This window comes from Bacillus sp. TH30 (genome assembly GCF_016650875.1).
GTDB classification, from domain to species: domain Bacteria; phylum Bacillota; class Bacilli; order Bacillales; family Bacillaceae_G; genus Bacillus_A; species Bacillus_A mycoides.
In genome coordinates, this window is record NZ_JAEKEY010000002.1 from 1,302,439 (window position 1) to 1,325,007 (window position 22,569).

27 protein-coding genes and 2 other annotated features are annotated in these 22,569 nt (G+C 36.6%); of the genes, 10 read left to right on the forward strand and 17 right to left on the reverse strand.

Annotated features, from left to right (window positions below):
- From trpD to trpE, 3 genes are read right to left on the reverse strand one after another with little or no spacing between them, the layout of a single operon-like run.
- Positions 1–1,026, reverse strand: coding sequence for an anthranilate phosphoribosyltransferase (trpD, locus tag JFU20_RS08865; protein WP_201038538.1), 1,026 nt, complete (start codon positions 1,024–1,026; stop codon positions 1–3).
- Complete coding sequence (locus tag JFU20_RS08870) at positions 1,023–1,610, reverse strand: anthranilate synthase component II (RefSeq protein ID WP_201038539.1); 588 nt, start codon at positions 1,608–1,610, stop codon at positions 1,023–1,025. Before JFU20_RS08870 ends, trpD begins: the two co-directional genes overlap by 4 nt.
- Positions 1,607–3,025, reverse strand: a complete 1,419-nt coding sequence (trpE, locus tag JFU20_RS08875) for an anthranilate synthase component I (RefSeq protein ID WP_201038540.1) — start codon at positions 3,023–3,025, stop codon at positions 1,607–1,609. Before trpE ends, JFU20_RS08870 begins: the two co-directional genes overlap by 4 nt.
- 51 nt (positions 3,026–3,076) lie before the next feature.
- Positions 3,077–3,323 (reverse strand) — a binding site (T-box leader).
- Positions 3,324–3,365: 42 nt separating this feature from the next.
- Positions 3,366–3,603, reverse strand: a binding site (T-box leader).
- A 306-nt stretch (positions 3,604–3,909) separates the two neighbouring features.
- Between trpE and putP the strand changes: the two genes are divergently transcribed.
- Both putP and JFU20_RS08885 read left to right on the forward strand, forming a co-directional pair.
- Positions 3,910–5,388 (forward strand): sodium/proline symporter PutP, encoded by a 1,479-nt coding sequence (gene putP / locus JFU20_RS08880; RefSeq protein WP_201038541.1) that lies wholly within the window; start codon positions 3,910–3,912, stop codon positions 5,386–5,388.
- A gap of 163 nt (positions 5,389–5,551) precedes the next feature.
- Positions 5,552–5,950 (forward strand): Ig-like domain-containing protein, encoded by a 399-nt coding sequence (locus JFU20_RS08885; protein WP_201038542.1) that lies wholly within the window; start codon positions 5,552–5,554, stop codon positions 5,948–5,950.
- Between the two features lie 30 nt (positions 5,951–5,980).
- Here JFU20_RS08885 and JFU20_RS08890 read toward each other — a convergent pair whose 3' ends face one another.
- Complete coding sequence (locus JFU20_RS08890) at positions 5,981–6,376, reverse strand: PH domain-containing protein (RefSeq protein WP_060751711.1); 396 nt, start codon at positions 6,374–6,376, stop codon at positions 5,981–5,983.
- 87 nt (positions 6,377–6,463) lie between these two features.
- Here JFU20_RS08890 and JFU20_RS08895 point away from each other — a divergent pair, with 87 nt between their 5' ends.
- Entirely contained in the window at positions 6,464–7,135 is a 672-nt protein-coding gene (locus JFU20_RS08895) for a DUF4386 domain-containing protein (protein WP_002166136.1), read from the forward strand.
- On the opposite strand, the gene JFU20_RS08900 is transcribed toward JFU20_RS08895, so the two are convergent.
- Both JFU20_RS08900 and JFU20_RS08905 read right to left on the reverse strand, forming a co-directional pair.
- Complete coding sequence (locus JFU20_RS08900; RefSeq protein WP_002011403.1) at positions 7,125–7,700, reverse strand: Crp/Fnr family transcriptional regulator; 576 nt, start codon at positions 7,698–7,700, stop codon at positions 7,125–7,127. The genes JFU20_RS08895 and JFU20_RS08900 overlap by 11 nt on opposite strands.
- A gap of 180 nt (positions 7,701–7,880) precedes the next feature.
- The gene (locus tag JFU20_RS08905; protein ID WP_002030492.1) at positions 7,881–8,792 is read right to left on the reverse strand and encodes a DMT family transporter; all 912 of its coding nucleotides are present in this window, start codon (positions 8,790–8,792) and stop codon (positions 7,881–7,883) included.
- Positions 8,793–8,995: 203 nt separating this feature from the next.
- Here JFU20_RS08905 and JFU20_RS08910 point away from each other — a divergent pair, with 203 nt between their 5' ends.
- The 6 genes from JFU20_RS08910 (at position 8,996) to exsF (ending at position 14,292) form a co-directional block, all read left to right on the forward strand.
- Complete coding sequence (locus tag JFU20_RS08910) at positions 8,996–9,727, forward strand: alpha/beta hydrolase (RefSeq protein ID WP_002011399.1); 732 nt, start codon at positions 8,996–8,998, stop codon at positions 9,725–9,727.
- 90 nt (positions 9,728–9,817) lie between these two features.
- Positions 9,818–10,336 (forward strand): YjcG family protein, encoded by a 519-nt coding sequence (locus JFU20_RS08915; protein ID WP_002011397.1) that lies wholly within the window; start codon positions 9,818–9,820, stop codon positions 10,334–10,336.
- A 1-nt stretch (position 10,337) separates the two neighbouring features.
- Complete coding sequence (locus JFU20_RS08920; RefSeq protein ID WP_002011396.1) at positions 10,338–10,760, forward strand: GNAT family N-acetyltransferase; 423 nt, start codon at positions 10,338–10,340, stop codon at positions 10,758–10,760.
- A gap of 179 nt (positions 10,761–10,939) precedes the next feature.
- The gene (locus tag JFU20_RS08925; RefSeq protein WP_002011394.1) at positions 10,940–13,006 is read left to right on the forward strand and encodes an ATP-dependent helicase; all 2,067 of its coding nucleotides are present in this window, start codon (positions 10,940–10,942) and stop codon (positions 13,004–13,006) included.
- Positions 13,007–13,150: 144 nt separating this feature from the next.
- Positions 13,151–13,621, forward strand: coding sequence for a spore coat protein CotY (cotY, locus tag JFU20_RS08930; RefSeq protein ID WP_002011392.1), 471 nt, complete (start codon positions 13,151–13,153; stop codon positions 13,619–13,621).
- Between the two features lie 167 nt (positions 13,622–13,788).
- Positions 13,789–14,292 carry an exosporium protein ExsF gene (gene exsF / locus JFU20_RS08935; protein WP_002011391.1) on the forward strand — a complete coding sequence of 168 codons (504 nt, stop codon included), beginning with the start codon at positions 13,789–13,791 and terminating at the stop codon, positions 14,290–14,292.
- A 76-nt stretch (positions 14,293–14,368) separates the two neighbouring features.
- Here exsF and JFU20_RS08940 read toward each other — a convergent pair whose 3' ends face one another.
- Together JFU20_RS08940 and JFU20_RS08945 are read right to left on the reverse strand one after the other, a co-directional pair.
- Positions 14,369–14,554: a hypothetical protein gene (locus JFU20_RS08940; protein WP_002064286.1), complete on the reverse strand. Its 186-nt coding sequence runs from the start codon at positions 14,552–14,554 to the stop codon at positions 14,369–14,371.
- 163 nt (positions 14,555–14,717) lie between these two features.
- Complete coding sequence (locus tag JFU20_RS08945) at positions 14,718–15,077, reverse strand: DUF1360 domain-containing protein (protein WP_201038543.1); 360 nt, start codon at positions 15,075–15,077, stop codon at positions 14,718–14,720.
- 124 nt (positions 15,078–15,201) lie between these two features.
- Here JFU20_RS08945 and exsY point away from each other — a divergent pair, with 124 nt between their 5' ends.
- Positions 15,202–15,666 carry an exosporium assembly protein ExsY gene (gene exsY, locus JFU20_RS08950; RefSeq protein ID WP_002140857.1) on the forward strand — a complete coding sequence of 155 codons (465 nt, stop codon included), beginning with the start codon at positions 15,202–15,204 and terminating at the stop codon, positions 15,664–15,666.
- 48 nt (positions 15,667–15,714) lie between these two features.
- On the opposite strand, the gene JFU20_RS08955 is transcribed toward exsY, so the two are convergent.
- The 9 genes from JFU20_RS08955 to JFU20_RS08995 all read right to left on the reverse strand — a co-directional run bounded on the left by JFU20_RS08955 (position 15,715) and on the right by JFU20_RS08995 (position 22,483).
- Positions 15,715–16,233 carry a CotO family spore coat protein gene (locus JFU20_RS08955; RefSeq protein ID WP_195743474.1) on the reverse strand — a complete coding sequence of 173 codons (519 nt, stop codon included), beginning with the start codon at positions 16,231–16,233 and terminating at the stop codon, positions 15,715–15,717.
- Between the two features lie 147 nt (positions 16,234–16,380).
- A complete protein-coding gene (gene fabI / locus JFU20_RS08960; protein WP_002011384.1) occupies positions 16,381–17,151 on the reverse strand; it encodes an enoyl-ACP reductase FabI in 771 nt (256 codons plus the stop codon).
- Positions 17,152–17,259: 108 nt separating this feature from the next.
- The gene (gene rfbD / locus JFU20_RS08965; protein ID WP_002064283.1) at positions 17,260–18,114 is read right to left on the reverse strand and encodes a dTDP-4-dehydrorhamnose reductase; all 855 of its coding nucleotides are present in this window, start codon (positions 18,112–18,114) and stop codon (positions 17,260–17,262) included.
- An 11-nt stretch (positions 18,115–18,125) separates the two neighbouring features.
- On the reverse strand, positions 18,126–19,097 hold the full coding sequence (rfbB, locus tag JFU20_RS08970) for a dTDP-glucose 4,6-dehydratase (protein WP_201038544.1): 972 nt from the start codon (positions 19,095–19,097) through the stop codon (positions 18,126–18,128).
- A 15-nt stretch (positions 19,098–19,112) separates the two neighbouring features.
- Entirely contained in the window at positions 19,113–19,658 is a 546-nt protein-coding gene (gene rfbC, locus JFU20_RS08975) for a dTDP-4-dehydrorhamnose 3,5-epimerase (protein WP_201038545.1), read from the reverse strand.
- An 8-nt stretch (positions 19,659–19,666) separates the two neighbouring features.
- Entirely contained in the window at positions 19,667–20,404 is a 738-nt protein-coding gene (locus JFU20_RS08980; protein ID WP_201038546.1) for a sugar phosphate nucleotidyltransferase, read from the reverse strand.
- Positions 20,405–20,418: 14 nt separating this feature from the next.
- Complete coding sequence (locus tag JFU20_RS08985; protein ID WP_201038547.1) at positions 20,419–21,099, reverse strand: glycosyltransferase family protein; 681 nt, start codon at positions 21,097–21,099, stop codon at positions 20,419–20,421.
- Between the two features lie 11 nt (positions 21,100–21,110).
- On the reverse strand, positions 21,111–21,797 hold the full coding sequence (locus tag JFU20_RS08990) for a glycosyltransferase family protein (protein WP_002140852.1): 687 nt from the start codon (positions 21,795–21,797) through the stop codon (positions 21,111–21,113).
- Complete coding sequence (locus tag JFU20_RS08995) at positions 21,794–22,483, reverse strand: class I SAM-dependent methyltransferase (RefSeq protein WP_002125965.1); 690 nt, start codon at positions 22,481–22,483, stop codon at positions 21,794–21,796. The genes JFU20_RS08990 and JFU20_RS08995 overlap by 4 nt, the downstream gene beginning before the upstream one ends.
- Between the last annotated feature and the right edge of the window lie 86 nt (positions 22,484–22,569).

The following is a 22,569-nucleotide window of genomic DNA, read 5'->3' on the forward strand; positions in this document are numbered from 1 at the left end:
TTAATTCACCCTTTCTAATTTTTCGTTGCTTGCCGTTATTAATAAATTTAGTTTGGCTAATGCTTTTCCAGAGTCAATGCTATGTGTCGCTAGTTTAATTCCTTCTTCAATCGTTTCCGCTTTTCCGTTTGCGAAAAGAGCAAGCCCTGCATTTAATAAAACGGTATCGCGGTATACACTTTTTTCTCCGCTTAATACTCCGAGCGTAATCTTTGCATTTTCTTTCGAATTCCCGCCTCTAATTTCTTCATTTTCCACTCTTGAAAAACCATATTTTTCAGGCTCAATACTCATTTCGATTATTTCATTGTCTTTTAAAATAGCGACGCAGTTTTCTCCTTGTAATGATGCTTCATCTAAAAAGCCACTTCCGTTTACGACGAGCGCTTGTTTCCGGCCTAGCTTTTGTAATACTTGTGCAATCGGTAATAACATATCTCGTTTATAAATACCTACAAATTGCGTTTCTAAATTAACTGGATTTGTTAACGGTCCAATTAAGTTAAAGATCGTCGGAACATTTAATTCTTTTCTTATTTTCATAATGCGCCTTAATGCTGGGTGCATCGCTGGTGCGAATAAAAATGCGATCCCGACATGCTCTAGTAAATAATCAATTTCGCTTGGCGTACTGCTAATATTTACACCGAGTTCTTCTAATAAATCTGCACTTCCAGTCTTACTAGAAACAGCACGGTTTCCATGTTTGGCAACCTTTACGCCAGCCCCCGCAAGTACGAATGCCGATGTTGTACTAATATTGAATGTTTGTGCACCGTCACCACCTGTTCCGCAATTATCCATCGCGCCTTTTATATGATTTGAAAACGGTAATGCCTTTTCGCGAAGAGCACGAACGAGACCGTATATTTCTTCTGCTGTTTCGCCTTTCGCTTTCAGCAATACTAAGAAAGCTGCAACTTCACTTTCCAATATGTTGTCACTTAATAAAAGAAGTCCCGCTTCATACATTTCCTCTTCTGTTAAATGTTGTCCCTCTACTAACTTTCGAAGATAACTGTTCATACTCTCTCCTCCTCTTTCACTTCTGCTAAAAAGGCACATATTAACCTTCCGCCTTCTTCTGTTGCAATTGATTCTGGGTGAAACTGTAATCCGAAGAGCGGATAATAGTTGTGACGAACTGCCATGATTTCTCCGTCATCCATCGCTGTCGCGAGTATGTCAAAACACTGCGGCAAACCATTTTGCGCTGCGACGAGTGAATGGTAACGCATCGCTGTTAGCGGCTGCGTAACGTACGAAAAGATTGACGTTCCGTTATGTTTCACACGCGATGTTTTTCCGTGTTTAATGCGCTCTGCTCTAACAATTTCTCCTCCAAATGCGGATATGATTGCTTGATGGCCAAGGCAAATTCCTAAGATGGGAACGTTCTTATAAAAGTGACGAATAACATCGATACAAATTCCAGCATCTTCTGGTTTTCCAGGTCCTGGTGATAGCACAATTCCTTTCGGCTTCATCTCCTCTAATTGTTCAATTGTTATTTGATCATTTCTTACTACAACAATTTCTTCCTCGTACTCGCCTAATAGTTGATACAAGTTATATGTGAATGAATCATAGTTATCAATCAGTACAATCATTTCATAACCTCCAAAAGCGCTCTCGCTTTATTTAATGTTTCTTCATATTCATCTACAGGGTCTGAATCGTAGACGATACCCGCTCCTGCCTGAACGTACGCTTTCTCATCTTTTACAACCATCGTTCGAATTGCTAGCGCCATATCAAGATTTCCTGAGAATGAAATATATCCAACTGCTCCGGCGTATACATTTCTTTTTTCATGCTCTAACGTATTAATAATTTCCATCGCTCTAATTTTCGGAGCACCTGATACTGTACCAGCTGGTAAACAATACGCTAATGCATCAAACCCACTCATTCGTTTTCGCAATGTTCCGTAAACTTCGGATACAATGTGCATAACGTGAGAGTATTTCTCCACTTTCATATATTTATTTATCGTCACAGAACCAATTTCACTTACTCTGCCAATATCATTTCGGCCTAGGTCCACAAGCATCATATGCTCCGCCCGCTCTTTCTCATTTCCTAACAGTTCTTTTTCGATTTCTTCATCTTCCTGCTTCGTTTTCCCTCTCGGCCTCGTACCGGCAATTGGGTTTGTCATCACCTTATCGTCTCTTACTGATAGTAAACTTTCTGGCGAAGAGCCAAGTACAACATAATCTTGAAAATCGATATAGAACATATATGGTGATGGATTTGCAATTCGAAGTTTCCGGTATAATGCGAACGGATCTCCTTTACACTCACTTTGCAAACGCTGGGATAATACAACTTGAAAAATATCTCCGGCCCGAATGTATTCTTTTGCTATTTCTACCATTTCACAAAATTCTTTTTCCGTTACTGAAGAAGTAAATGATAAAGATGATATTACTTCACTAACCTTCTCTTCTTCTCCGTTTAGCACTTCCTCTTTGTATCGTTGCAATCTCTCGTATACTTCTTCATAAGAAGCTGATTCATCTTCCTTGCATACATATACAAACGATAGTTTTTGGCGTAAATGATCGTAAACGATAAACTCGCGATACAGTAAAAGGTGTACTTCTGGAATATTTAATGGATCATGCAAGTCTACTCCTATATTTTCATACTGCCGAATTACGTCATAGCCGATATATCCAACTGCTCCCCCGCAAAACGGGAATGGACTGTCTACTTGCGCTGGTGCGATTACATCTTCTAATACTTGCAGTACGTTGCCTTGCAGCTTTTCTGTTTGCCCATACATCGTTCGCTCTACTTCTATACCAACACTTTTCACTTCTCCATAAGGATTACACCCTAAGTAAGAATAGCGTCCTTTATCTTGATGAAGCTGTGAGCTTTCTAATAAAAATTTATTCTTCCCTTTCATACGTCTATATAAAGAAATTGGCGTAATGCTATCTCCTTCTTCTTCAGCGATTACTAAAAATGTTTTTCCTTGTTCTTTTTGCTTCATAAATTCCTCTTTTGTCATCATGCCTTTCACCTCACTCTGAAAAATAAAAAAGTCCCCTACATATCGAAATATGTAGAGGACGATAAATTTACCGTGGTACCACCTCAGGTTGGACGCAAAAGCATCCCGCTTTATTCAGGTACAAAATATATACCTTATCCTTTTAACGGCGGAACCCGGGTTGCCTACTGAATAGAAATTGTTCAGCATACCTCTCGTAAGCCCATTCGGTATATGGCACCGTACCGGGCTCCCACCTGCTCCCGGCTCTCTGTAACGTCTCCAAATATACGTACTCTTCTTACTTAAACGATTTAGCTTATTTAATTTTTTATACACAAAAAGGGAGTACTCATCCTATAGAAAGGACGGGTACTCCCGTGGTGCCACCTTAATTCGTTACGAATGTAACGCACTTTGCCGTATCAAAAATAATACGTGTCTCTTATATCGATGAGATCATGTCGCCAAAGCCTACTTCTTTCGTTTCGGTTTGGAAGCTCCGAAGCCCATTCCACATCAATTCCATACTGATTCGCACCAACCATCAGCTCTCTGACATGTTCATCATGTGTACTCTTCTTCATCAACGCTTGCATTTTTTTAAGTTGCACTCATTATATTCCTCACGTTTCTAATAAGTCAATACTTTTTCCGAAAAAAATATTTTTTCTTCATCCGATATTATATTGACAAAACAACCTGTTTTTATGTAAATATAATAAATACTCTATTAAAATTAAGGTTTTTTGTCAGAAAATTATATATTACAAAAGAAAAACACTGTCGAAAAACGCTTACATTTCAGAAAATTCGTATTTTCGAATGGATTTTTCAGAATAATCATGATAGATTATAAATATGCATAACGCATCAAAAGACATGACAAAAGGAAGGGGAACTACATGAGTACGCAGATGTTAACTTTAACTTCTATCTCTATTTACATGCTCGGGATGTTAGTAATCGGCTATTTCGCCTACAAACGAACGTCCAACTTAACAGATTATATGCTTGGCGGGCGTACACTAGGCCCCGCAGTAACAGCATTAAGTGCTGGAGCATCCGATATGAGTGGTTGGCTTTTAATGGGATTACCCGGTGCAATGTTTAGCGTTGGATTAAGTAGTAGTTGGATTGCGCTCGGCCTAACACTAGGCGCATACGCAAACTGGCTTTATGTCGCTCCTCGCTTACGTACCTACTCTGAAATGGCAAACAACTCTATTACTATCCCAGAATTTTTGGAACACCGTTTCCACGACAAATCTCATATGCTACGCTTAGTATCCGGACTTGTTATTATGATTTTCTTTACTTTTTATGTAGCTTCAGGACTAGTTTCAGGTGCTGTATTATTTGAAAATTCATTTGGTATGAACTATCATGTTGGATTATTCATTGTCGCAGCAGTTGTCGTGGCTTACACATTATTTGGTGGTTTCTTAGCGGTAAGTTGGACAGACTTCGTGCAAGGAATCATTATGGTAATTGCTCTTATTCTTGTTCCTATCGTAACAATTATGAATTCGAACGGACTTGGACCTGCGTTTGACACAATTCGATCTGTAGATCCAACACGTTTAGATATTTTTAAAGGTGCCTCTACTTTAGGAATGATTTCTTTATTCGCATGGGGCCTTGGTTATGTTGGACAACCTCATATTATCGTACGCTTTATGGCAATTTCGTCTGTAAAAGAAATTAAAAGCGCACGAAGAATTGGTATGAGCTGGATGATTTTCTCTGTTGTCGGAGCTATGTTTACTGGTCTTATCGGTATTGCTTACTATTCACAACAAGGGTTGACATTATCTAATCCAGAGACAATTTTCCTTGAACTTGGAAAAATTTTATTCCATCCACTTATTACTGGATTTTTATTAGCAGCGATTTTAGCAGCGATTATGAGTACAATCTCATCTCAGCTTCTTGTTACTTCTAGTGCTATAACAGAAGATTTATATCGTACATTCTTTAAACGTTCTGCTTCTGATAAAGAGCTTGTATTTGTCGGTCGTATGGCTGTACTTGTTATCGCCTTAGTCGGGTGCGCATTAGCGTTTAAACAAAATGATACGATTTTAGCTCTTGTGGGATATGCTTGGGCTGGATTTGGTTCTTCATTTGGACCCGCTATTTTATTAAGCTTATATTGGAAACGTATGACGAAATGGGGCGCACTTGCTGGTATGATTTCAGGTGCCGCTACAGTAATTATTTGGACACAGTTTAAATTCTTAAAAGATTTCTTATATGAAATGATTCCTGGTTTCGCTATTAGTTTACTAGTAATCGTAATTGTTAGTTTACTAACACAGCCTTCAAAAGAAGTTGAAGAGAAATTTGAGGATTTTGAAAAACAACACCGTAATAATCTATAAAAAGAAAGCTCTGCTGTTACGATAACAGCAGAGCTTTCTTTTTACCGCAGTTCGACAATATTCTTCTCGAATTTAACAATTTCTTTATGTTCCGTTAAATTTACTATAACATTCTTCCTTTATATTATTAGTATCGACACCTATACAGAAAGGGGACTCCACAATGTTAGCAGCTTTCCAGCAACAACATATAAGAAAATTTTCACCTATCACAAATACTTCTACTTCTCTTTTAAACATACAACCTAATCCATCCAAAATTTCTATTGCTCCTTCTGTTATATCTGTAATTGGTATTCATATACAGAAAAATAAGCTTAAAATAAAAACCGGACAAAGTGCCGATTTGTCAGCCTCCGTTTTGCCAATGCAGGCAAAGAATCAAGAGCTTATTTGGACAAATATGAACTCCGACGTCATCACCATCTATCCGAAAGGTGAGACAGTAACGATTACTGGAAAAAGTGCAGGAAGAGCAGTCGTAATTGTCACAACTGCTGAAGGAAAATTCCGCGACTTATGTGTCGTTCACGTGCAACCTTATATGACAAATCCAAAGTGACATAAAGAGAGTAGATATGAATCCACTCTCTTACTTTATTTCAATCCCAGGATTTTTTCTTTTTAACAACAAAATAAATTCTTCTTTATTTCTTGGAGAAATAAGTTCTGTTTCATATGATCCGTAAACAATTTCTAATCGATCGAATGATAGTGCATGAGCTGCGATTGGATTTTTTGTATTGGAAATTCGTTTTATGTCTCGTATAAATATACGTTTTTTAACGGGACCTGATGTAATTATAATTATTTCTTCCTTAACGATATATTTTGTTGAAAACCAACTCCAACTAAACAGTATAGCCAACGGAATTGTAAAAAATAAGAGGAAATATTCTCTCCCTGCAAATATGGGAGCAAAACACGCTCCAATGACAACGAAAAAAATCGGATATAACCATACATCTTTTTTTGATGGAAATTCCACTAAACTTCCTCTCCCTTGATTTAAGTCAATGAATCTCCTCCTCTTCCCTATTACAATGAAAACAACATTAGAATAGGAGGACGTATTATGACTGAGCGAAATTTTGCCTTATTTGCAGGCACTTCTCTTCTTATCATGGCATTCACTGCATTTTTTTCTTACAGTTTTGTTCACGGAAATCTCGTTGTACCAAGTAATGCGAGCACGACACTCCATAATATTCAAACTTCAAGTTCACTTTTCAAAGCAGAAATTTTCGGATGGATTATCATTTTTATTACGGATATTATCGCCTCGTGGGCTCTTTATTTCTTTCTAAAACCTATCCATACTAGCCTCTCATTGCTAGCTACCTGTCTTCGTCTTATGTATACAGCTATACTTGGTATTGCTATATTCAATTTAACATTTGTATTACTTCTTTCAAAAAGCACAGTTGCTAATTCAGAAGCATATACAATGTTATTTCTAGAAGCTTTTGAATACATTTGGTCTGTAGGATTAATCATTTTCGGCTTACATCTTCTCACCTTAGGATACGTAACCTTTCAATCTAAAAACATACCGAAGACTATTAGTATATTACTGCTCATTGCTGCAATCGGCTATATCATCATTAACGTAATGAATACGATGTTTTCACAATATGATGCGATTATTTCCATTCTTAACGTTGTCTTTCAACTACCGATGATCACAGGTGAACTAGGATTTAGTATATGGCTATTGCTTAGAGGTGGAAAAAACTCTACTGTTTGAGTCGTTTCTTAATTCTGCTTAATGATTCTGGCGTAATACCTAGATAACTTGCCAATTGATATTGAGGAACACGATCGATTAAATGCGGTCGTTTTTGTAATAATGATTTGTAGCGCTCTTCTGGTGTCGATGCAATAAATAATGTAAGTTCTTCTTGTACTTCACCAAAATTGTATTCAATCATTTGTCGCGTCATTTCTTCTAACTGTGAATATTTCTTATACATGTCCTTTTCACTATACAGATCGCCAACTACAACTAGACAATCTTCTAGGCACGTTAACGTATGTGGGGATAATTTATCTTGTTTATGATGATTGAAATTTGCGATTGCTTGTTCTTCTGTATAAAAATTTGATGTAACTTCTTTTCCAGATTCATCTATACAATGTTGCCTCACGCATCCTTTTAATACAAAATAACATTTAGACGGAACATCTCCTTGTCTTAAGAGCACTGTTCCTTTTTTATACTCTTCAATTTGTAATTCTTCTACGATCATGCGCTGCTGCTCTTCACTTAATGTTGTAAGATTTGTCATGTATTTCATTAAAATCTCTTTCATTTGGTCTCTCCTTCCCCCTCTATATTTGTATGAGAAACGTATGATGTAACTCCACTATATATTATCTTTTTCATGCTACATGGCGGGAATTCCCCCTATTAATCTGTTTTATTTTCTGCATGGAACAAAAAAAAGAGAAGTTACCAATAACTTCTCTTTTCGTATATTAGAATAAACTCGTTATAATTCCTGTGTATAAGCCGGTTCGTTCACTACATTTTTTGCTGTTCGCTTTTGTTGCTGTAGTAAGAAAACAGATACACCAAACAATACGAGCATGCTACCGATAATTTGCATTGCATTTAATTTTTCTCCAAGTAAGAAGAACGCTAGTATAGATGCCCCAACTGGTTCTCCTAAAATGCTCATTGAAATCGTTGTTGCATTTACGTAATTTAATAACCAATTATTAATGACGTGTGACACTGTCGGTACAATCGCAAGTAAAAGAAAAATACTCCAATCCCACTTCGTATAGCCTGTAAATGGCACTTGAAGTATAACGTTATAAATCGCTATAAATATACCAGCGAAGGCAAATACAGTGAAACTATAAATCCAATGAGATACTTTCTTTACTGTCGTTTGTCCGATAAATAAATAACCGACAACTGCTATTACACTTAAAAAGGATAATATATCCCCATAAATTGCTTGCTCACTTAGCCCTAAATCTCCCCAGCCAATACACATTACGCCTAGTATCGCAATTCCCATCGTCGCAATTGCTGAATAGGTTGTTCTTTCTTTAAATAAGAAAAAACCTCCCACTAAAGATACGATCGGTTGAAGTGCTAAAATAATCGTCGAACTAGCAACTGTCGTATGCTTTAAGGATTCAAACCATAGAAGAAAATGAAGAGCTAAAAAGAAACCGGATCCAATTAAAAATCCCCAATCTTTTATTTGAATCCTACTAAACTCTTCCCGTTTTTTCCAAACGATCGGCAGCATAATAAGTACGATAATCCATAATCGATACATACTTAAAACGGAAGATGGTGCTGAGGACATCTTTGCAAAAACAGCTGCGAATGAAATTGCTATAATGGAAATTGCTAGTGGTAGTGCGATTGATCTTTCTTGTTTCAAATCCTGTCTCCCCTCTCACCTGTAAAAAATCCCACTTCATTATATCCGTTTTCTTTCACAACTTAAATACTAATTTTTTAGATTCTTCGTACCATTATGGTAAAATAGAAATTAAGGCACCTATTAGTGATTATTTCTTTCCTTTTCACTACAAGCGTTGCTCTTACAATCATTACAGTAAATTTTTATTTAGGGGGATATACATGAATCAAACAATAGGGAGAATTGAAGAAATTTCATTTTTTAGTACATCACTTCAAGAGGAGCTTACACTTCTTGTTTATTTACCAGTAAATTACACACCTCTCCATAAGCATACGGTTGTTATTGCACAAGATGGTAGAGATTATTTTCAGCTTGGTAAAGCGCACCGTGTAATTGAGCGTCTTCGTGAAACTGAAGAAATCGACCGCACAATTATTGTCGGTATTCCATATAAAAATGTACACGATCGTAAGGAAAAATATTTCCCAAATGATGTAAAGAATGCTGCTTACATTCGTTTCCTTGCTCATGAGCTTGCTCCATATATTGATGCAAATTATCCAACGTATCAAATGGGTAAAGGACGCGTTTTAATTGGAGATTCTCTCGGCGGTACAGTTTCCTTCATGACCGCACTTATGTATCCGCATACATTTGGTAAGGTCGTTATGCAATCACCATTTGTTGATGAAACAGTCATGAACTTAGCAAAAGATTTCAAAAATCCGGGGGCGCTAGATCTTTATCACATAATTGGGACCGAAGAAACAGCTGTCAAGCGTACAGACGGACAAGTATCTGATTTCGTAGAACCAAATCGCGAGTTAAATAAACTACTTACAGATAGAAATTTCATCACGCATTATGAAGAGTTTGAAGGGAATCACACATGGAAATATTGGCAAGCAGATTTACCAAAAGCATTTTCTCATATTCTATCAATGAAATAATAGAGAGCGGTATTCAGAATAATTTGATATAATAGATAAAGAGATTTATTCTCAAAATCTAACTAGACTTGCAAAGGGAGGAATTGGAACATGAAATTAGGAATTGTAATTTTCCCATCAAAAATGATTCAAGATAAAGCGAACGGATTACGTAAACGTTATGATCCGCATTACGCATTAGTTCCGCCACATATTACATTGAAAACACCCTTTGAGACGCAAGATGAACAATTAGAATCGATTGTGAATGAGTTACATACAATCGCAAATAAAACGAACCCCTTCACCCTTCATGTTGGGAAAGTCGGTTCATTCGCACCTGTTAATAATGTTCTTTATTTTAAAGTAGAAAAAACACCTGAACTTACTTTCTTAAATGAAGAAATGCATAATGGTTTCTTTACACAAGAGCGCGAGTACTCTTTCGTACCTCATTTAACAATCGGTCAAGACTTATCAGACGCAGAGCACGCTGATGTATTAGGTCGATTACGTATGAAAGATTTCTATTATGAGCAACCAATCGATCGTTTCCACCTTCTATACCAATTAGAAAATGGAACGTGGACTGTACATGAAACATTCCACCTTGGAAAGGAGAACAACTAATTTGCACGCACAAATCGTACAAACGGACGAACAACTAAGAGATGCATTCTCTGTACGTAAGCAAGTATTTGTAAATGAACAACAGGTTTCTGCAGAAGAAGAGTATGATGAGTTTGAAGAAATTTCAACACACGTTGTTATATATGATAATGATGTTCCAGTTGGTGCTGGTCGCTTCCGCATCGTTGATGGAGTTGGAAAGATGGAACGCATTTGCGTACTAGCTTCACATCGTAAAAAAGGCATTGGTAAAATCATTATGGATGCACTTGAAGCGTATGCCAAGGAAGAGTCTCTACCGAAATTGAAACTCCATGCTCAAACACATGCTGAATTTTTCTATAAAAAGCTAGGATACGTGACGGCTTCTGATGTGTTTATGGAAGCAAATATCCCACACGTCGTAATGATAAAAGAATTATAAAGTGAAACTTTAATCAGTGGGGGTTTACGGGCACCTGAATTTTGAAGTGAGAGTTTTACTGCCCGCAAATAGCGGGGTAATTTTGTAGCAGGAGGTAGCCCCTCCTGTTTTTTACATTGCTATTTTCTTTTTCTTCCGCTAAAGTTAAATGTTGATGCTATAGTTTTGAAGGTGAATATATGACACAAGAAAAATTTTCACAAAAACCGTTAACACACGCTGGCATTCCGCAAGCGGCGTATCATATTCCGAAAACATCTACCCATTTAATTATGGAAGAAGATGCAGATGCGGCGTATTTCCGCGCTTTAGAACAGCAAGGTGTTTATTTAAATGAAAAACAGTTAGAAGCAGTGCAAACGACAGAAGGACCTGTCCTTACACTAGCTGGTGCTGGAAGTGGTAAAACATCTGTTTTAACAACTCGCGTTGGTTATTTAGTTAATGTAAAACATGTCCATCCGCGAAATATTTTACTGCTGACGTTTACACAAAAAGCAGCTGAAGAAATTCGAAGCCGTGTAGCGAATTTACCTGGTATGAATCATGCCGCAAGTAGCTATGTCGTTGCTGGTACATTCCACTCTGTCTTTTTAAAATTGCTTCGTAGTCAAGGGTATAATCAGCAAATTTTAGCAAATGAAAAACATAAACAAATTATGATAAAGAAAATTTTGAAAGAATTGCGCTTAAAAGACGATTATGATGCCGAAACGATACTCGCTATGATTTCACTTGAGAAAAACAACTTGAATCGTCCGAAAGATGTAAAAGCGAAAACACCGGTTGAACAAGAGTTCAAAGAAGTATACGAACGTTTCGAAGAGGTAAAACAACGACACAATTATATCGATTTTGACGACATCTTATTAGAAATGTATTATATGTTAGAAAATAACGCTCCCCTGCTTACTCAATTACAAGAGCGTTTTCATTACATTGAAGTAGATGAGTTTCAAGATACGTCGTATGCACAATATGAAATTGTAAAATTGTTAGCCACGCCGAGAAATAATTTATTTATCGCAGGTGATGACGATCAAGCGATTTACGGCTGGCGAGGGGCAAGTCACCAAATTATTTTATCTTTTCCAAAGGAATTTGATAATACTACGATTATCGCACTTAATACGAATTATCGATCTAATCCATTTATCGTAGGACTTGGAAATGAAGTTATTAAGCTCAATCAAGAACGTTTTGATAAAGAGCTATATTCTGTTCGTAACGATGGCATACAGCCGTTTTATGCACGACCTGTGACAACTCTTGATGAAGCAAATCAAATTTTGCAACTCATTCAGGAAAAAGTAGATAGTGGTGAACGAAATTATAAAGATTTTTGTTTATTATATCGTACACATTCTGTAAGCCGTTCTTTACTTGATCAGCTTACAATTCATAAGATTCCATTTATTAAACATGGAGCGAGCCAATCGTTCTACGAACATTCTTTAATTAGGCCCGTATTAGATCACTTACGACTCGTGCTTGAACCGTTCCGCCTCGAATCACTTTCAAATATATTACCAACAATGTATATTGGCCGTGATGAGTGCATTTCATTTATTGAACGTGAACAATGGAAATATGGTGAGGGCCGTTTCCCTTCTCTTCTTCATTTTCTATTACTAAACCCAAGCTTGAAACCTTTTCAAGTTAAAAAAGTAAATGAGCGAATCGATTTTATTAAGTTTATAAAAGAACTTGAACCGAAAAAAGCATTGAAAGAAATTATTCATGGTAAAGGAAAGTATTTAGAGTACTTACAAAGTAATGATCGTTCTTCCTTTACGATGCATAAGGACATACAAGAAGAAATGTTAGAAGAATTAATGGAATCAGCCACTCGCTTTACGGATATTCCAGCTTACTTACAATTTATTAACGAGGCCATTCAAGGTCAAAAAGAAATGGAAGCATTAAAAACAATGCCGCAAAAAGATGCTGTATCGCTTATGTCAATTCATAACGCGAAAGGCCTTGAGTTTCCATGCGTCTTTTTACTCGGAGCAAGCGATGGTATATTGCCGCATACTTCTTCTTTAAAAGATGCAAATGACCGTGTGACGGAGACTTCTGAAGCATTAGAAGAAGAACGACGATTACTCTATGTCGCCATTACACGCGCAAAAGAAGAACTTTACATTTCCTCCCCGCAATTTTTCAGAGGAAAGAAACTAGATATATCTCGTTTTCTATATACTACGCAAAAAGATTTACCTGAAAAGACATCCATTAAATAATGGGTGTCTTTTTTCCATATCACGATATGTACATCCCCTCTATATAAATTCCCTGTTTCTATCCTGAGAATTAACGTAATATCAACCATATCCCGTTCATATTGTAATAGTGTATGTCAGAACTCACGATAAGGAGTGAACATAATGAGCTGCAATTGTAATGAAGATCATCAACACCATGATTGTGATTTCAACTGTGTATCTAATGTCGTTCGTTTTATACATGAACTACAAGAATGTGCAACCACAACATGTGGATCTGGTTGCGAAGTTCCATTTTTAGGAGCACATAACACTGCATCAGTAGCGAATACACGTCCTTTTATTTTATACACAAAAGCTGGAACACCTTTTGAAGCATTTGCACCATCTGCAAGCCTTACTAGCTGCCAATCTCCAATTTTCCGTGTAGAGAGTATAGATGATGATGACTGTGCTGTATTGCGTGTATTAACTGTAGTTTTAGGTGATGGTACCTCTGTACCACCTGGTGACGATCCAATCTGTACATTTTTAGCTGTACCAAATGCAAGATTAGTATCAACCTCCTCTTGTATTACTGTTGATTTAAGTTGCTTCTGCGCTATTCAATGCTTACGCGATGTTTCTATATAAAACTGAATACTAATTTAAGCATGGATTGGGTGGCAGATGATTCTGCCACCCAATCCATGCTTAAAAGGTATTATTATGTATTTTTTATAAAATTGGGAACTTGTCTAGAACATAGAACCTGTCCTTTTCATTAACTAAAAGTAGAAACAGATAAAGGAGTGAAAAACATGTTCTCTTCTGATTGCGAATTTAATAACATTGATTGTGAGGCGAAACCAGCTAGTACACTACCTGCCTTCGGTTTTGCTTTCAACGCTTCTGCACCTCAGTTCGCTTCACTATTCACACCATTACTATTACCTAGCGTAAGTCCAAACCCAAATATTACTGTTCCTGTAATAAATAATACAGTAAGTGTCGGAGACGGTATTCGAATTCAAGTAGCTGGTATTTATCAAATCAGTTATACATTAACGATCAGTCTTGATAACGTTCCTACTGCACCAGAAGCTGGTCGTTTCTTCTTATCATTAGGTACACCAGCTAACATTATTCCTGGATCAGGTACAGCGGTTCGCTCTAACGTTATTGGTACTGGTGAAGTAGACGTATCCAGTGGTGTTATTCTTATTAACTTAAACCCTGGTGACTTAATTCAAATTGTACCAGTTGAACTGCTTGGAACTGTAGACATTCGTGCTGCAGCATTAACAGTTGCACAAATTAGCTAGTAAAAAGCGGTATTTCTTAATTGAAATACCGCTTTTTATTTTTACAATAAAAAACACTCACAGTAACATGAGTGTTTCATTCTTCATATTGTTTTATTTTATTTTTCTTTTTCCCACAGTTGCATCCCTTTTTTTTCACAAACCCTTGTTGCTGTAACTGTTCTTGATATGCCTGTTGGTGTGCTTGTTGCTGTTGCTGTATGTTATACCACTGCTGTAGATCATATGAATTTTGCCTTGGATTATTGCTCACAGCAAACATCTCCTCTACTGTCAATTCTGTCTATTTACTATATGAACAACTCCTTATTTCCGTTCCCGCATCCTCTTAAACTCCGCTTTTTCTAACATCATGAAGATTTATCACGATTGGTGCGGGCTAATAACAAGTGGGCAATGCCCCCACTGATTAAAGTTTCACTTTATTATTCTCCCATAAAATATCCTGTAATTGTTTCAATGATCGCTGCTGCACCTGCAATGGCTAATAATGCTAGTACAGGCTCTGCAACAATAGGAGTCCATTTATATAAAACTAATAAAAAAGCACTAACCCACACACCTGTACACCAATAGCAGCTTAATAATTCTCCCATCCACTTTCTTAATCCTTTCCCTTTCACCTTTGTAAAAGTCGATACACTTCCATCAGGCTCTGTAATCTCTAACTCATCAATAAACGGTCTTCGCAAAAAAGCTGTAATTTTATCATAAACAATAAGACGAGTTAACCTAAATGCAGCTAGCGCAAAAATAAAAAATAAAAGCCAGCTTGTAAATAACATAATTCCACCTTCCCTATCCTCTTTAGCCTATTTAAAAAAAAAGGTCTTAAGATTGTGACCAAATCTCCCCCACTCCAATATCTTATTAATGTAAATACAAACAAGAAGATAAGGAGTGACATTAATGAGTTGTAACGAAAATAAACACCATAGCTCTTCTCACTGCGTAGTTGACGTCGTAAAATTCATCAATGAACTACAAGATTGCTCTAGTTCAACATGTGGTTCTGGTTGTGAAATTCCATTTTTAGGAGCACACAATACAGCAGCAGTAGCAAATACACGCCCTTTTATTTTATACACAAAAGCTGGAACGCCATTTGAGGCATTTGCACCATCTTCAAGCCTTACTAACTGCCAATCTCCAATTTTCCGTGTAGAAAGCGTAGATGACGATAGCTGTGCTGTCCTACGTGTGTTAACTGTAGTATTAGGTGATGGGTCTCCTGTACCACCTGGCGACGATCCAATTTGTACGTTTTTAGCTATACCAAATGCAAGATTAATCTCGACATCTACTTGCATTACTGTTGATTTAAGCTGCTTCTGTGCTATTCAGTGCTTACGCGACGTTTCTATAGTTAAGTAAACTAAAAAACTATTGGGGTGGTAGAAGCTTTCTACCACCTTTACATATTTAAAAGCCGGCCATATCAATCGTTTTGATGTCTTCTATAGATAATCGAATATCTCTCATACTATTTGGTGGCATAATGGATACAATGCCATTACGGTAAGATATAATCGATCCTATATATGAGACGGTCGTCGTTCTTATTCTACATCTTACTTTTGGAATGTAATGAGGACGATTTAATAAAAAATGAATTTTTTCTTCATTATTCATATCCTTAAAGGATTTATTGTAAGGGACCGTTCTCACTTGCTCTTCCTCTACTTTTTCTTCCACCTCCACTTGAGGCTCCTCTCGTGGTTCTTGCTTCTCTTGTTCTACCACTTCTTCCACAGCACTACTTACAATACTTTCATTTCTATTACTTTGCTCTTTTTGATCCTCATCTTCAAAATTCGTTAAAATAATTCTTTTTATTTTCGGTGCAGCGAGTTCTAAATTTACTTGTGCAATATATAACAACGGTTTTCCAACTGTTGAACTTTTATTTTTATTCTTCACACTCGTCCCTCCCACTTCCATACGTAGCTGGATAAATCATGTACTATTATAGTTATATTCATAACGTGGCTAGAACTTTCGTTAAAAATCGTTCTTTCTGAGAACAATTAAAAAGGACAGTCTCAACGTTTAGAGACTGTCCTTTTTAAACTTTAATTCCTATTATATTTATCCTAAAATATGATATCCTGAATCAACATGAATGTTTTCACCTGTTACTCCGCGTGCTAAATCACTGAATAAGAATACTGCTGTATCTCCAACTTCTTCTGGAGTCGTCGCACGACGAAGTGGTGCGCGCTCCTCAATTTCTTTTAAGATTGAGTTAAAGTCGCCTACACCTTTCGCAGATAACGTACGAATTGGTCCTGCAGAAATAGCGTTAACGCGAATGCCATGTTGTCCTAAATCGTTCGCTAAATATTTCACGCTAGCTTCTAATGAAGCTTTCGCAACACCCATAACGTTATAGTTTTTCACAACGCGCTCGCCGCCAAGGTATGTTAAAGTTAAAATATTTCCGCCTTCTGTCATCACTTTCTTCGCTTCTCTTGCTACAGCTGTTAAAGAGAATGCACTAATATTTTGTGCAAGTAAAAATCCATCGCGAGAAGTATCTACAAATTCGCCTTTTAAATCATCACGATTTGCAAAAGCAATACAGTGTGCAACACCGTGAATTGTACCAACTTCTTGCTTAATAGTTTCAAAGCAAGCTGTAAGTTCCTCATCATTCGTTACATCACAAGGTAATACAAGTGATTCTTGTCCTTCTAATGTTTCCGCTAGTTCACGAACGTTTCTTTCTAAACGCTCTCCTGCATATGTGAATATTAATTTTGCACCTGCATTATGCAAAGAGCGAGCAATTCCCCATGCAATACTTCTTTGGTTCGCAACGCCCATAACAACAAATGTTTTCCCTTGTAATAGTTCCATGATATATCCTCCCAGAAATACTTATACTTGTTATTAGTACCTGATACTATGATTATAGTACCATAAAACCTCTTAAAGGCAAACAAAAAAGTCACTAACATAAATTTGTTAATGACTTTTTGTTTCTATAAAAAACCTTTCTAATCCTTCTTCCCAAGTAGGCATTTGTAAAAAACCATTTAATTGTAGCATTTTATGCTGAAAGATCGAATATTTCGGTCTCGCTGCCGCCGATCCAAATTCCTCAGTCGACACAGGTAATACATTCACTCTTATTTTTGTATGCGAAAATATTTTTTGAGCAAATTCAAACCAAGAACATGAACCGCGATTTGATACGTGATACGTACCGTATAAGGATGTATGAATGAGCTTATTAATCACAGTAATTAAATCCGCCACGTACGTAGGAGAACCAACTTGATCAGCTACAACAGATATGTTTTCTCTCTCTTTTCCTAATCGTAGCATCGTTTTCACAAAATTATTTCCATACTTACCATACAACCAGGATGTACGAACTATAAAATATTTATTATGTAACTCTTTTACAAACTGCTCTCCTGCAAATTTAGAAGCTCCATATATATTTATCGGTGCTGGATTATGAAATTCATGATAGCCATCCGGTTTGTCACCTGGAAATACATAATCAGTACTGACATACACTAACTTAGCCCCTATTAATTGTGAAGCAACCGCTACATTTCGAGCTCCAATCGCATTTATTAAGTAAGCAAGATCCTGTTCTTTCTCAGCACCATCTACCTTCGTATACGCTGCACAATGAACAATTGTATGTGGCTTTATTTCTTGTACCACTTGCTTAATTCGAGATATATTTGTTACATCTAATAGCTTTTTATCAAATGGATATATGTCATATTCCTCAGAATTCAACTCTTCTTGTAGTTGCTTCCCTAGCTGACCGTTCGCTCCCGTTATGATAATCCGTTCTTTCATCTACATGCCCCTTACTTTTCTTTTAGTGGTTTCCACCAGTCCACATTGTTTTTATACCATTCCACCGTTTCTTTTAATCCTTGTTCGAACGTATACCTCGGTTCCCATTCAAACTCATTCTTCATTTTTTGCGCATCAATCGCATAACGACGGTCGTGACCTAAACGGTCTGTTACAAATTCAATATCTTTTTTCGTTTTTCCTAAAAGTTTTATAATTTGTTCCACAACATCTACATTTGTTTTTTCGTTATTTCCGCCGATATTATACACCTCTCCTACACATCCCTTATGCAAAACGGTGTCAATTGCACTACAATGATCCGTTACATGCAGCCAATCCCTTACATTCAATCCATCACCATATAATGGTAGTTTCTTTCCTTCAAGCGCATTCGTAACCATTAACGGAATTAATTTCTCAGGATATTGGTACGGTCCGTAGTTATTAGAACAACGCGTTATAATAACTGGTAATTGATACGTTTCATAATAAGATAAGGCTATCATGTCGCTACTCGCTTTACTTGAAGAATATGGACTATTAGGAGCTAGCGGGGTTTCCTCTATAAATTTCCCGGTTTTCCCTAAAGAACCGTATACTTCATCTGTTGATACTTGCACGAGTTTAATATATGAATATTTTTTCACTAACTCCAACAGCGTGACTGTACCTATTACATTCGTATCATAAAAAGGAATTGGGTTTTCAATACTACGATCCACATGTGATTCAGCTGCGAAATTTACAATTACTTGCACGTCACGTTCCTTAACAACATGTTCCAGCAGCTCTCCATTTTGGATTTTCCCTTTTACAAATGAGTAGGTAGGATTTTCTTGAATAGACTTTACATTATTTAAATTCCCGCTATATGTTAATGCATCGTAATTAATGATTTTATATGTTTCATAGTTTTTTAACATATAGTGAATGAAATTACTTCCAATAAATCCAGCTCCACCTGTAACTAATATATTCATAAACAACTCTCCTACTTAAAAACTATCTTCATATTCCTGAAGTAATGGTAATATTCGATCCTTATCGGACAAGATAGGATTTGTTACCGGCCATGGAATTGATAATTCTTTATCTTCCCAAAGCAAACCGGAATCGTGATCAGCACTATAATACTCATCTACTTTATACATAACAATTGTATGAGGTACAATTGTACAAAAACCATGAGCAAATCCTTTCGGCACTAATAATTGCCTATGATTATCTGCGCTTAAAATATAACCTCTCCACTTTTTAAATGTAGGTGAATCTTTTCGCAAATCAACGATAACATCATATATTGCACCTTGCATAACTTGAATGAGTTTCGTTTGTGCTTTCGGGTTTTTTTGAAAGTGTAGCCCTCGAATCGTCCCCGAATGCGCTGAATAAGATACGTTATCTTGCACAAATGAATGCGTAATCCCTAACGATTCTAGCATCTTCTTATTATAACCTTCAGTAAAAAAACCTCGCTCGTCTTCAAACAATCTCGGTTCTAACAATTTCGCATCGGTAAAATTTGTTTCTACAACTTTCATATTTTCACCTATTCTCCATTAAACTGTTTCCCAAAGTTTATATCCCGCGCTAACGTATTCGCTCTTTGAAGAGAAGCATGCGTTCCCGCATCAGTCCACCAGCCGCTCATTTCATTATAAGTAAGTACTCCTCGTTTTAAATACCAATTATTTATATCTGTAATTTCAAGTTCCCCTCTTGCGGAAGGTTTTAATTCTTTTATATAAGAAAAGACTTTCGAATCATACAAATAAATTCCCGTAACAGCATAAGAACTTTTCGGCTCATTCGGCTTTTCTTCAATTCCAATTATTTTTCGGCCTTGAATATGCGCTACACCAAATCGCTCGGGATCTTCTACAGATTGAAGCAGCACTTTAGCCCCTTCTTTTTGACTTGTAAACTCTTCAACATACGGGCGAATATCATCTGAAAAGATATTATCTCCTAATATAACTACCATCCGATCATTTCCTACGAAATCTTCACAAAGTCCTAGCGCCTGCGCAATCCCGCCCGCCTTATCTTGCACACGATACGTAAAGGATACACCAAACTCTTGACCACTTCCTAGAAAGCTCACAACATCTCCCATATGCTCTTTACCGGTAATAATCATAATATCTGTAATTTCACATCGCTTCAGCTTATATACCGCATGATAAATCATCGGATACCGCCCAACGGGAAGTAAATGTTTATTCGTTACTTTCGTTATTGGATATAATCTCGACCCTGTCCCGCCTGCTAAAATAATCCCTTTCATCCTTCATCTCTCCCTTATGATGGAGATAGCACATCTTTATAATGTTCCACAAAAATTTCCCGGTATTTCTCATATGTATCCGCATCAAACTCATCTCCGTTGTAATGAATACACCATAGATTTGCTTGATTAGGGATACCAATTAAATATCCAGCCTTTTGAAATTCTAAAGACTGTGACACATCATAGAAATGGAATCCTTGAAACAAATCCTCTCGCCACGGAATATCATACTGCGTTGCCATGAGTAAACCATCGATTGCTTGCACTGACATAAAAGATTGATTTCCATAAAACCCCTGATCCAAATTTAATAATTGATAATTCTGTCTTCTATACTCAATCACTTTCCCTACTAAATTTTTCCCTTCCCACCATATCCCGTTACTCGGTAAAAACTGAGCACCAGCTACTCCAATTAAACCAAGCTTTTCATTTTCTTTAAAAAGAGAAATGAGGGTACAAAACATATCACGATTAATAAGGTAAGTATCTTGATGTATATATACTTTATATTTTGCCGGATATGAAAGTGCTCGATTGTACGCACTTGCCATACTTTTCGCATCTCGTATCGGAAAAATTTGCACTACATAGCCAGGGGGAACAAAAATGTTTCTTATTTGCCTTTCGCATTGCTCGAAAAGCTCTTCATTATTTACACAAACAACGACTAATATTGTATGATCTTTCATTTTGTAGCCCTCTATTCTTCCTTATTCACATCTGACATATAGTTCTCTACAAATACTTTTCTATACTTTTCATAGTTCGTCATATTTACATCGAAATGATAATGAATACACCAAGCATCACGCTGCACAGGGACACCGACTGTATACCCAGCTTTTTTAAATTCAAAAGATTGGGATACATCATAAAAATCAAACCCATCAAATAAGTCCTCTCGCCACGGAATATCATATTGTGTCGCCATCAATAAACCGTCAATACATTCCACAGGAATAAATGTTTTCGATTCATGAAATGGTTGCTCTAAACTAGCCATATAAAACAAATCGTTCATATAACCAATGACTTTCCCGACAATCCCACGCCCTTCGTTCCATACACCATTTGGAGGAACATATTGGGATCCAACCATCCCAATCATCCCAAGATGTTCATGCTCCTCAAATAATTGAATTAATCCGTATAGAAAGGCTCCATTTATAATAAAGACATCTTGGTGTAAATACACTTTATACTTCGCTGGATGTGAAATGGCTTGATTGTATCCGCTCGTCATACTTTTTGCATTTCGAATCGGCATAAATTGTATAGTATACCCAGGAGGTACTGCCAATTTCAATATATGTCGCGCACATTGTGCATACAATTTCCGATCATTTATACATGTAACAAATAGTATTGTTTTTTCTGCAGCACTCATAATTGTGATTTTTCTGCTTCAATAATATATTGAAATACAACTGTCTCAGCCATGAAGCCACTTCCAAGACGATACTTTTTACAAATTCCATATAACTCTTCAATAAGTGGCTCATATATTTTATGATCAACATATACACGATCTACTTTACTAATAGAATATCCTGCTTTTAAAAACATTCTTAGCATTTCATTAAAAGTAAAGAAACGAATATGCGTTTTATCTAATAAGCCATATTCTGTATACGTCCAATTTCCAGCGAGTAAGGGAGCTAATACTGAAATGTGCGCAACGTTTGGTATGCTAGCTAAAATCACACCATTTTCTTTTATATATGGCTTTACTTTCTTTATGACAGCCCATGGATCAAATAAATGCTCTAATACATCCCCGAATATGACACAATCAAATTGTTCCTTCTCATAAGGAAGATCCATTGTTTCTATATCACCTAAAATAACATGATCTAGTTTTTCTTTCGCTTTTTCGGCAGCCTCTGGGAACGCCTCAATTCCTGATACACGTGCTCCATTTTCTTTTATAGCCGCTCCTAATGCACCGCTCGAGCAACCAATATCAAGAACTTCTTGCCATTCCTTTTTTATATGCTTAAATAAATTAGGATTTATCGCATTATAATAATGTTCAGATTTTTCTTCGTATAAAGAACTTTTCTCCCGATTCATTTCACACACTCCTTATGCAAATTGAATTTGAAATATAAACAAAAGATATTCTACAAAGGATGCCATCTCTATTGGTTGCATTACCG

Coding starts and splice junctions, on each gene's coding strand:
- JFU20_RS08910 (WP_002011399.1), top strand. CDS start 8,996: ATGAATCAAACAATAGGGAGAATTGAAGAAATTTCATTTTTTAGTACA.
- fabI (WP_002011384.1), bottom strand. CDS start 17,151: ATGGAACTATTACAAGGGAAAACATTTGTTGTTATGGGCGTTGCGAAC.
- exsY (WP_002140857.1), top strand. CDS start 15,202: ATGAGTTGTAACGAAAATAAACACCATAGCTCTTCTCACTGCGTAGTT.
- rfbC (WP_201038545.1), bottom strand. CDS start 19,658: ATGAAAGTTGTAGAAACAAATTTTACCGATGCGAAATTGTTAGAACCG.
- JFU20_RS08995 (WP_002125965.1), bottom strand. CDS start 22,483: ATGAATCGGGAGAAAAGTTCTTTATACGAAGAAAAATCTGAACATTAT.
- rfbB (WP_201038544.1), bottom strand. CDS start 19,097: ATGAATATATTAGTTACAGGTGGAGCTGGATTTATTGGAAGTAATTTC.
- JFU20_RS08990 (WP_002140852.1), bottom strand. CDS start 21,797: ATGAGTGCTGCAGAAAAAACAATACTATTTGTTACATGTATAAATGAT.
- JFU20_RS08980 (WP_201038546.1), bottom strand. CDS start 20,404: ATGAAAGGGATTATTTTAGCAGGCGGGACAGGGTCGAGATTATATCCA.
- trpE (WP_201038540.1), bottom strand. CDS start 3,025: ATGATGACAAAAGAGGAATTTATGAAGCAAAAAGAACAAGGAAAAACA.
- JFU20_RS08955 (WP_195743474.1), bottom strand. CDS start 16,233: ATGGAAGTGGGAGGGACGAGTGTGAAGAATAAAAATAAAAGTTCAACA.
- JFU20_RS08900 (WP_002011403.1), bottom strand. CDS start 7,700: ATGAAAGAGATTTTAATGAAATACATGACAAATCTTACAACATTAAGT.
- JFU20_RS08915 (WP_002011397.1), top strand. CDS start 9,818: ATGAAATTAGGAATTGTAATTTTCCCATCAAAAATGATTCAAGATAAA.
- putP (WP_201038541.1), top strand. CDS start 3,910: ATGAGTACGCAGATGTTAACTTTAACTTCTATCTCTATTTACATGCTC.
- JFU20_RS08885 (WP_201038542.1), top strand. CDS start 5,552: ATGTTAGCAGCTTTCCAGCAACAACATATAAGAAAATTTTCACCTATC.
- trpD (WP_201038538.1), bottom strand. CDS start 1,026: ATGAACAGTTATCTTCGAAAGTTAGTAGAGGGACAACATTTAACAGAA.
- JFU20_RS08945 (WP_201038543.1), bottom strand. CDS start 15,077: ATGTTATTTACAAGCTGGCTTTTATTTTTTATTTTTGCGCTAGCTGCA.
- JFU20_RS08985 (WP_201038547.1), bottom strand. CDS start 21,099: ATGAAAGATCATACAATATTAGTCGTTGTTTGTGTAAATAATGAAGAG.
- rfbD (WP_002064283.1), bottom strand. CDS start 18,114: ATGAAAGAACGGATTATCATAACGGGAGCGAACGGTCAGCTAGGGAAG.
- exsF (WP_002011391.1), top strand. CDS start 13,789: ATGTTCTCTTCTGATTGCGAATTTAATAACATTGATTGTGAGGCGAAA.
- cotY (WP_002011392.1), top strand. CDS start 13,151: ATGAGCTGCAATTGTAATGAAGATCATCAACACCATGATTGTGATTTC.
- JFU20_RS08925 (WP_002011394.1), top strand. CDS start 10,940: ATGACACAAGAAAAATTTTCACAAAAACCGTTAACACACGCTGGCATT.
- JFU20_RS08870 (WP_201038539.1), bottom strand. CDS start 1,610: ATGATTGTACTGATTGATAACTATGATTCATTCACATATAACTTGTAT.
- JFU20_RS08895 (WP_002166136.1), top strand. CDS start 6,464: ATGACTGAGCGAAATTTTGCCTTATTTGCAGGCACTTCTCTTCTTATC.
- JFU20_RS08940 (WP_002064286.1), bottom strand. CDS start 14,554: ATGTTTGCTGTGAGCAATAATCCAAGGCAAAATTCATATGATCTACAG.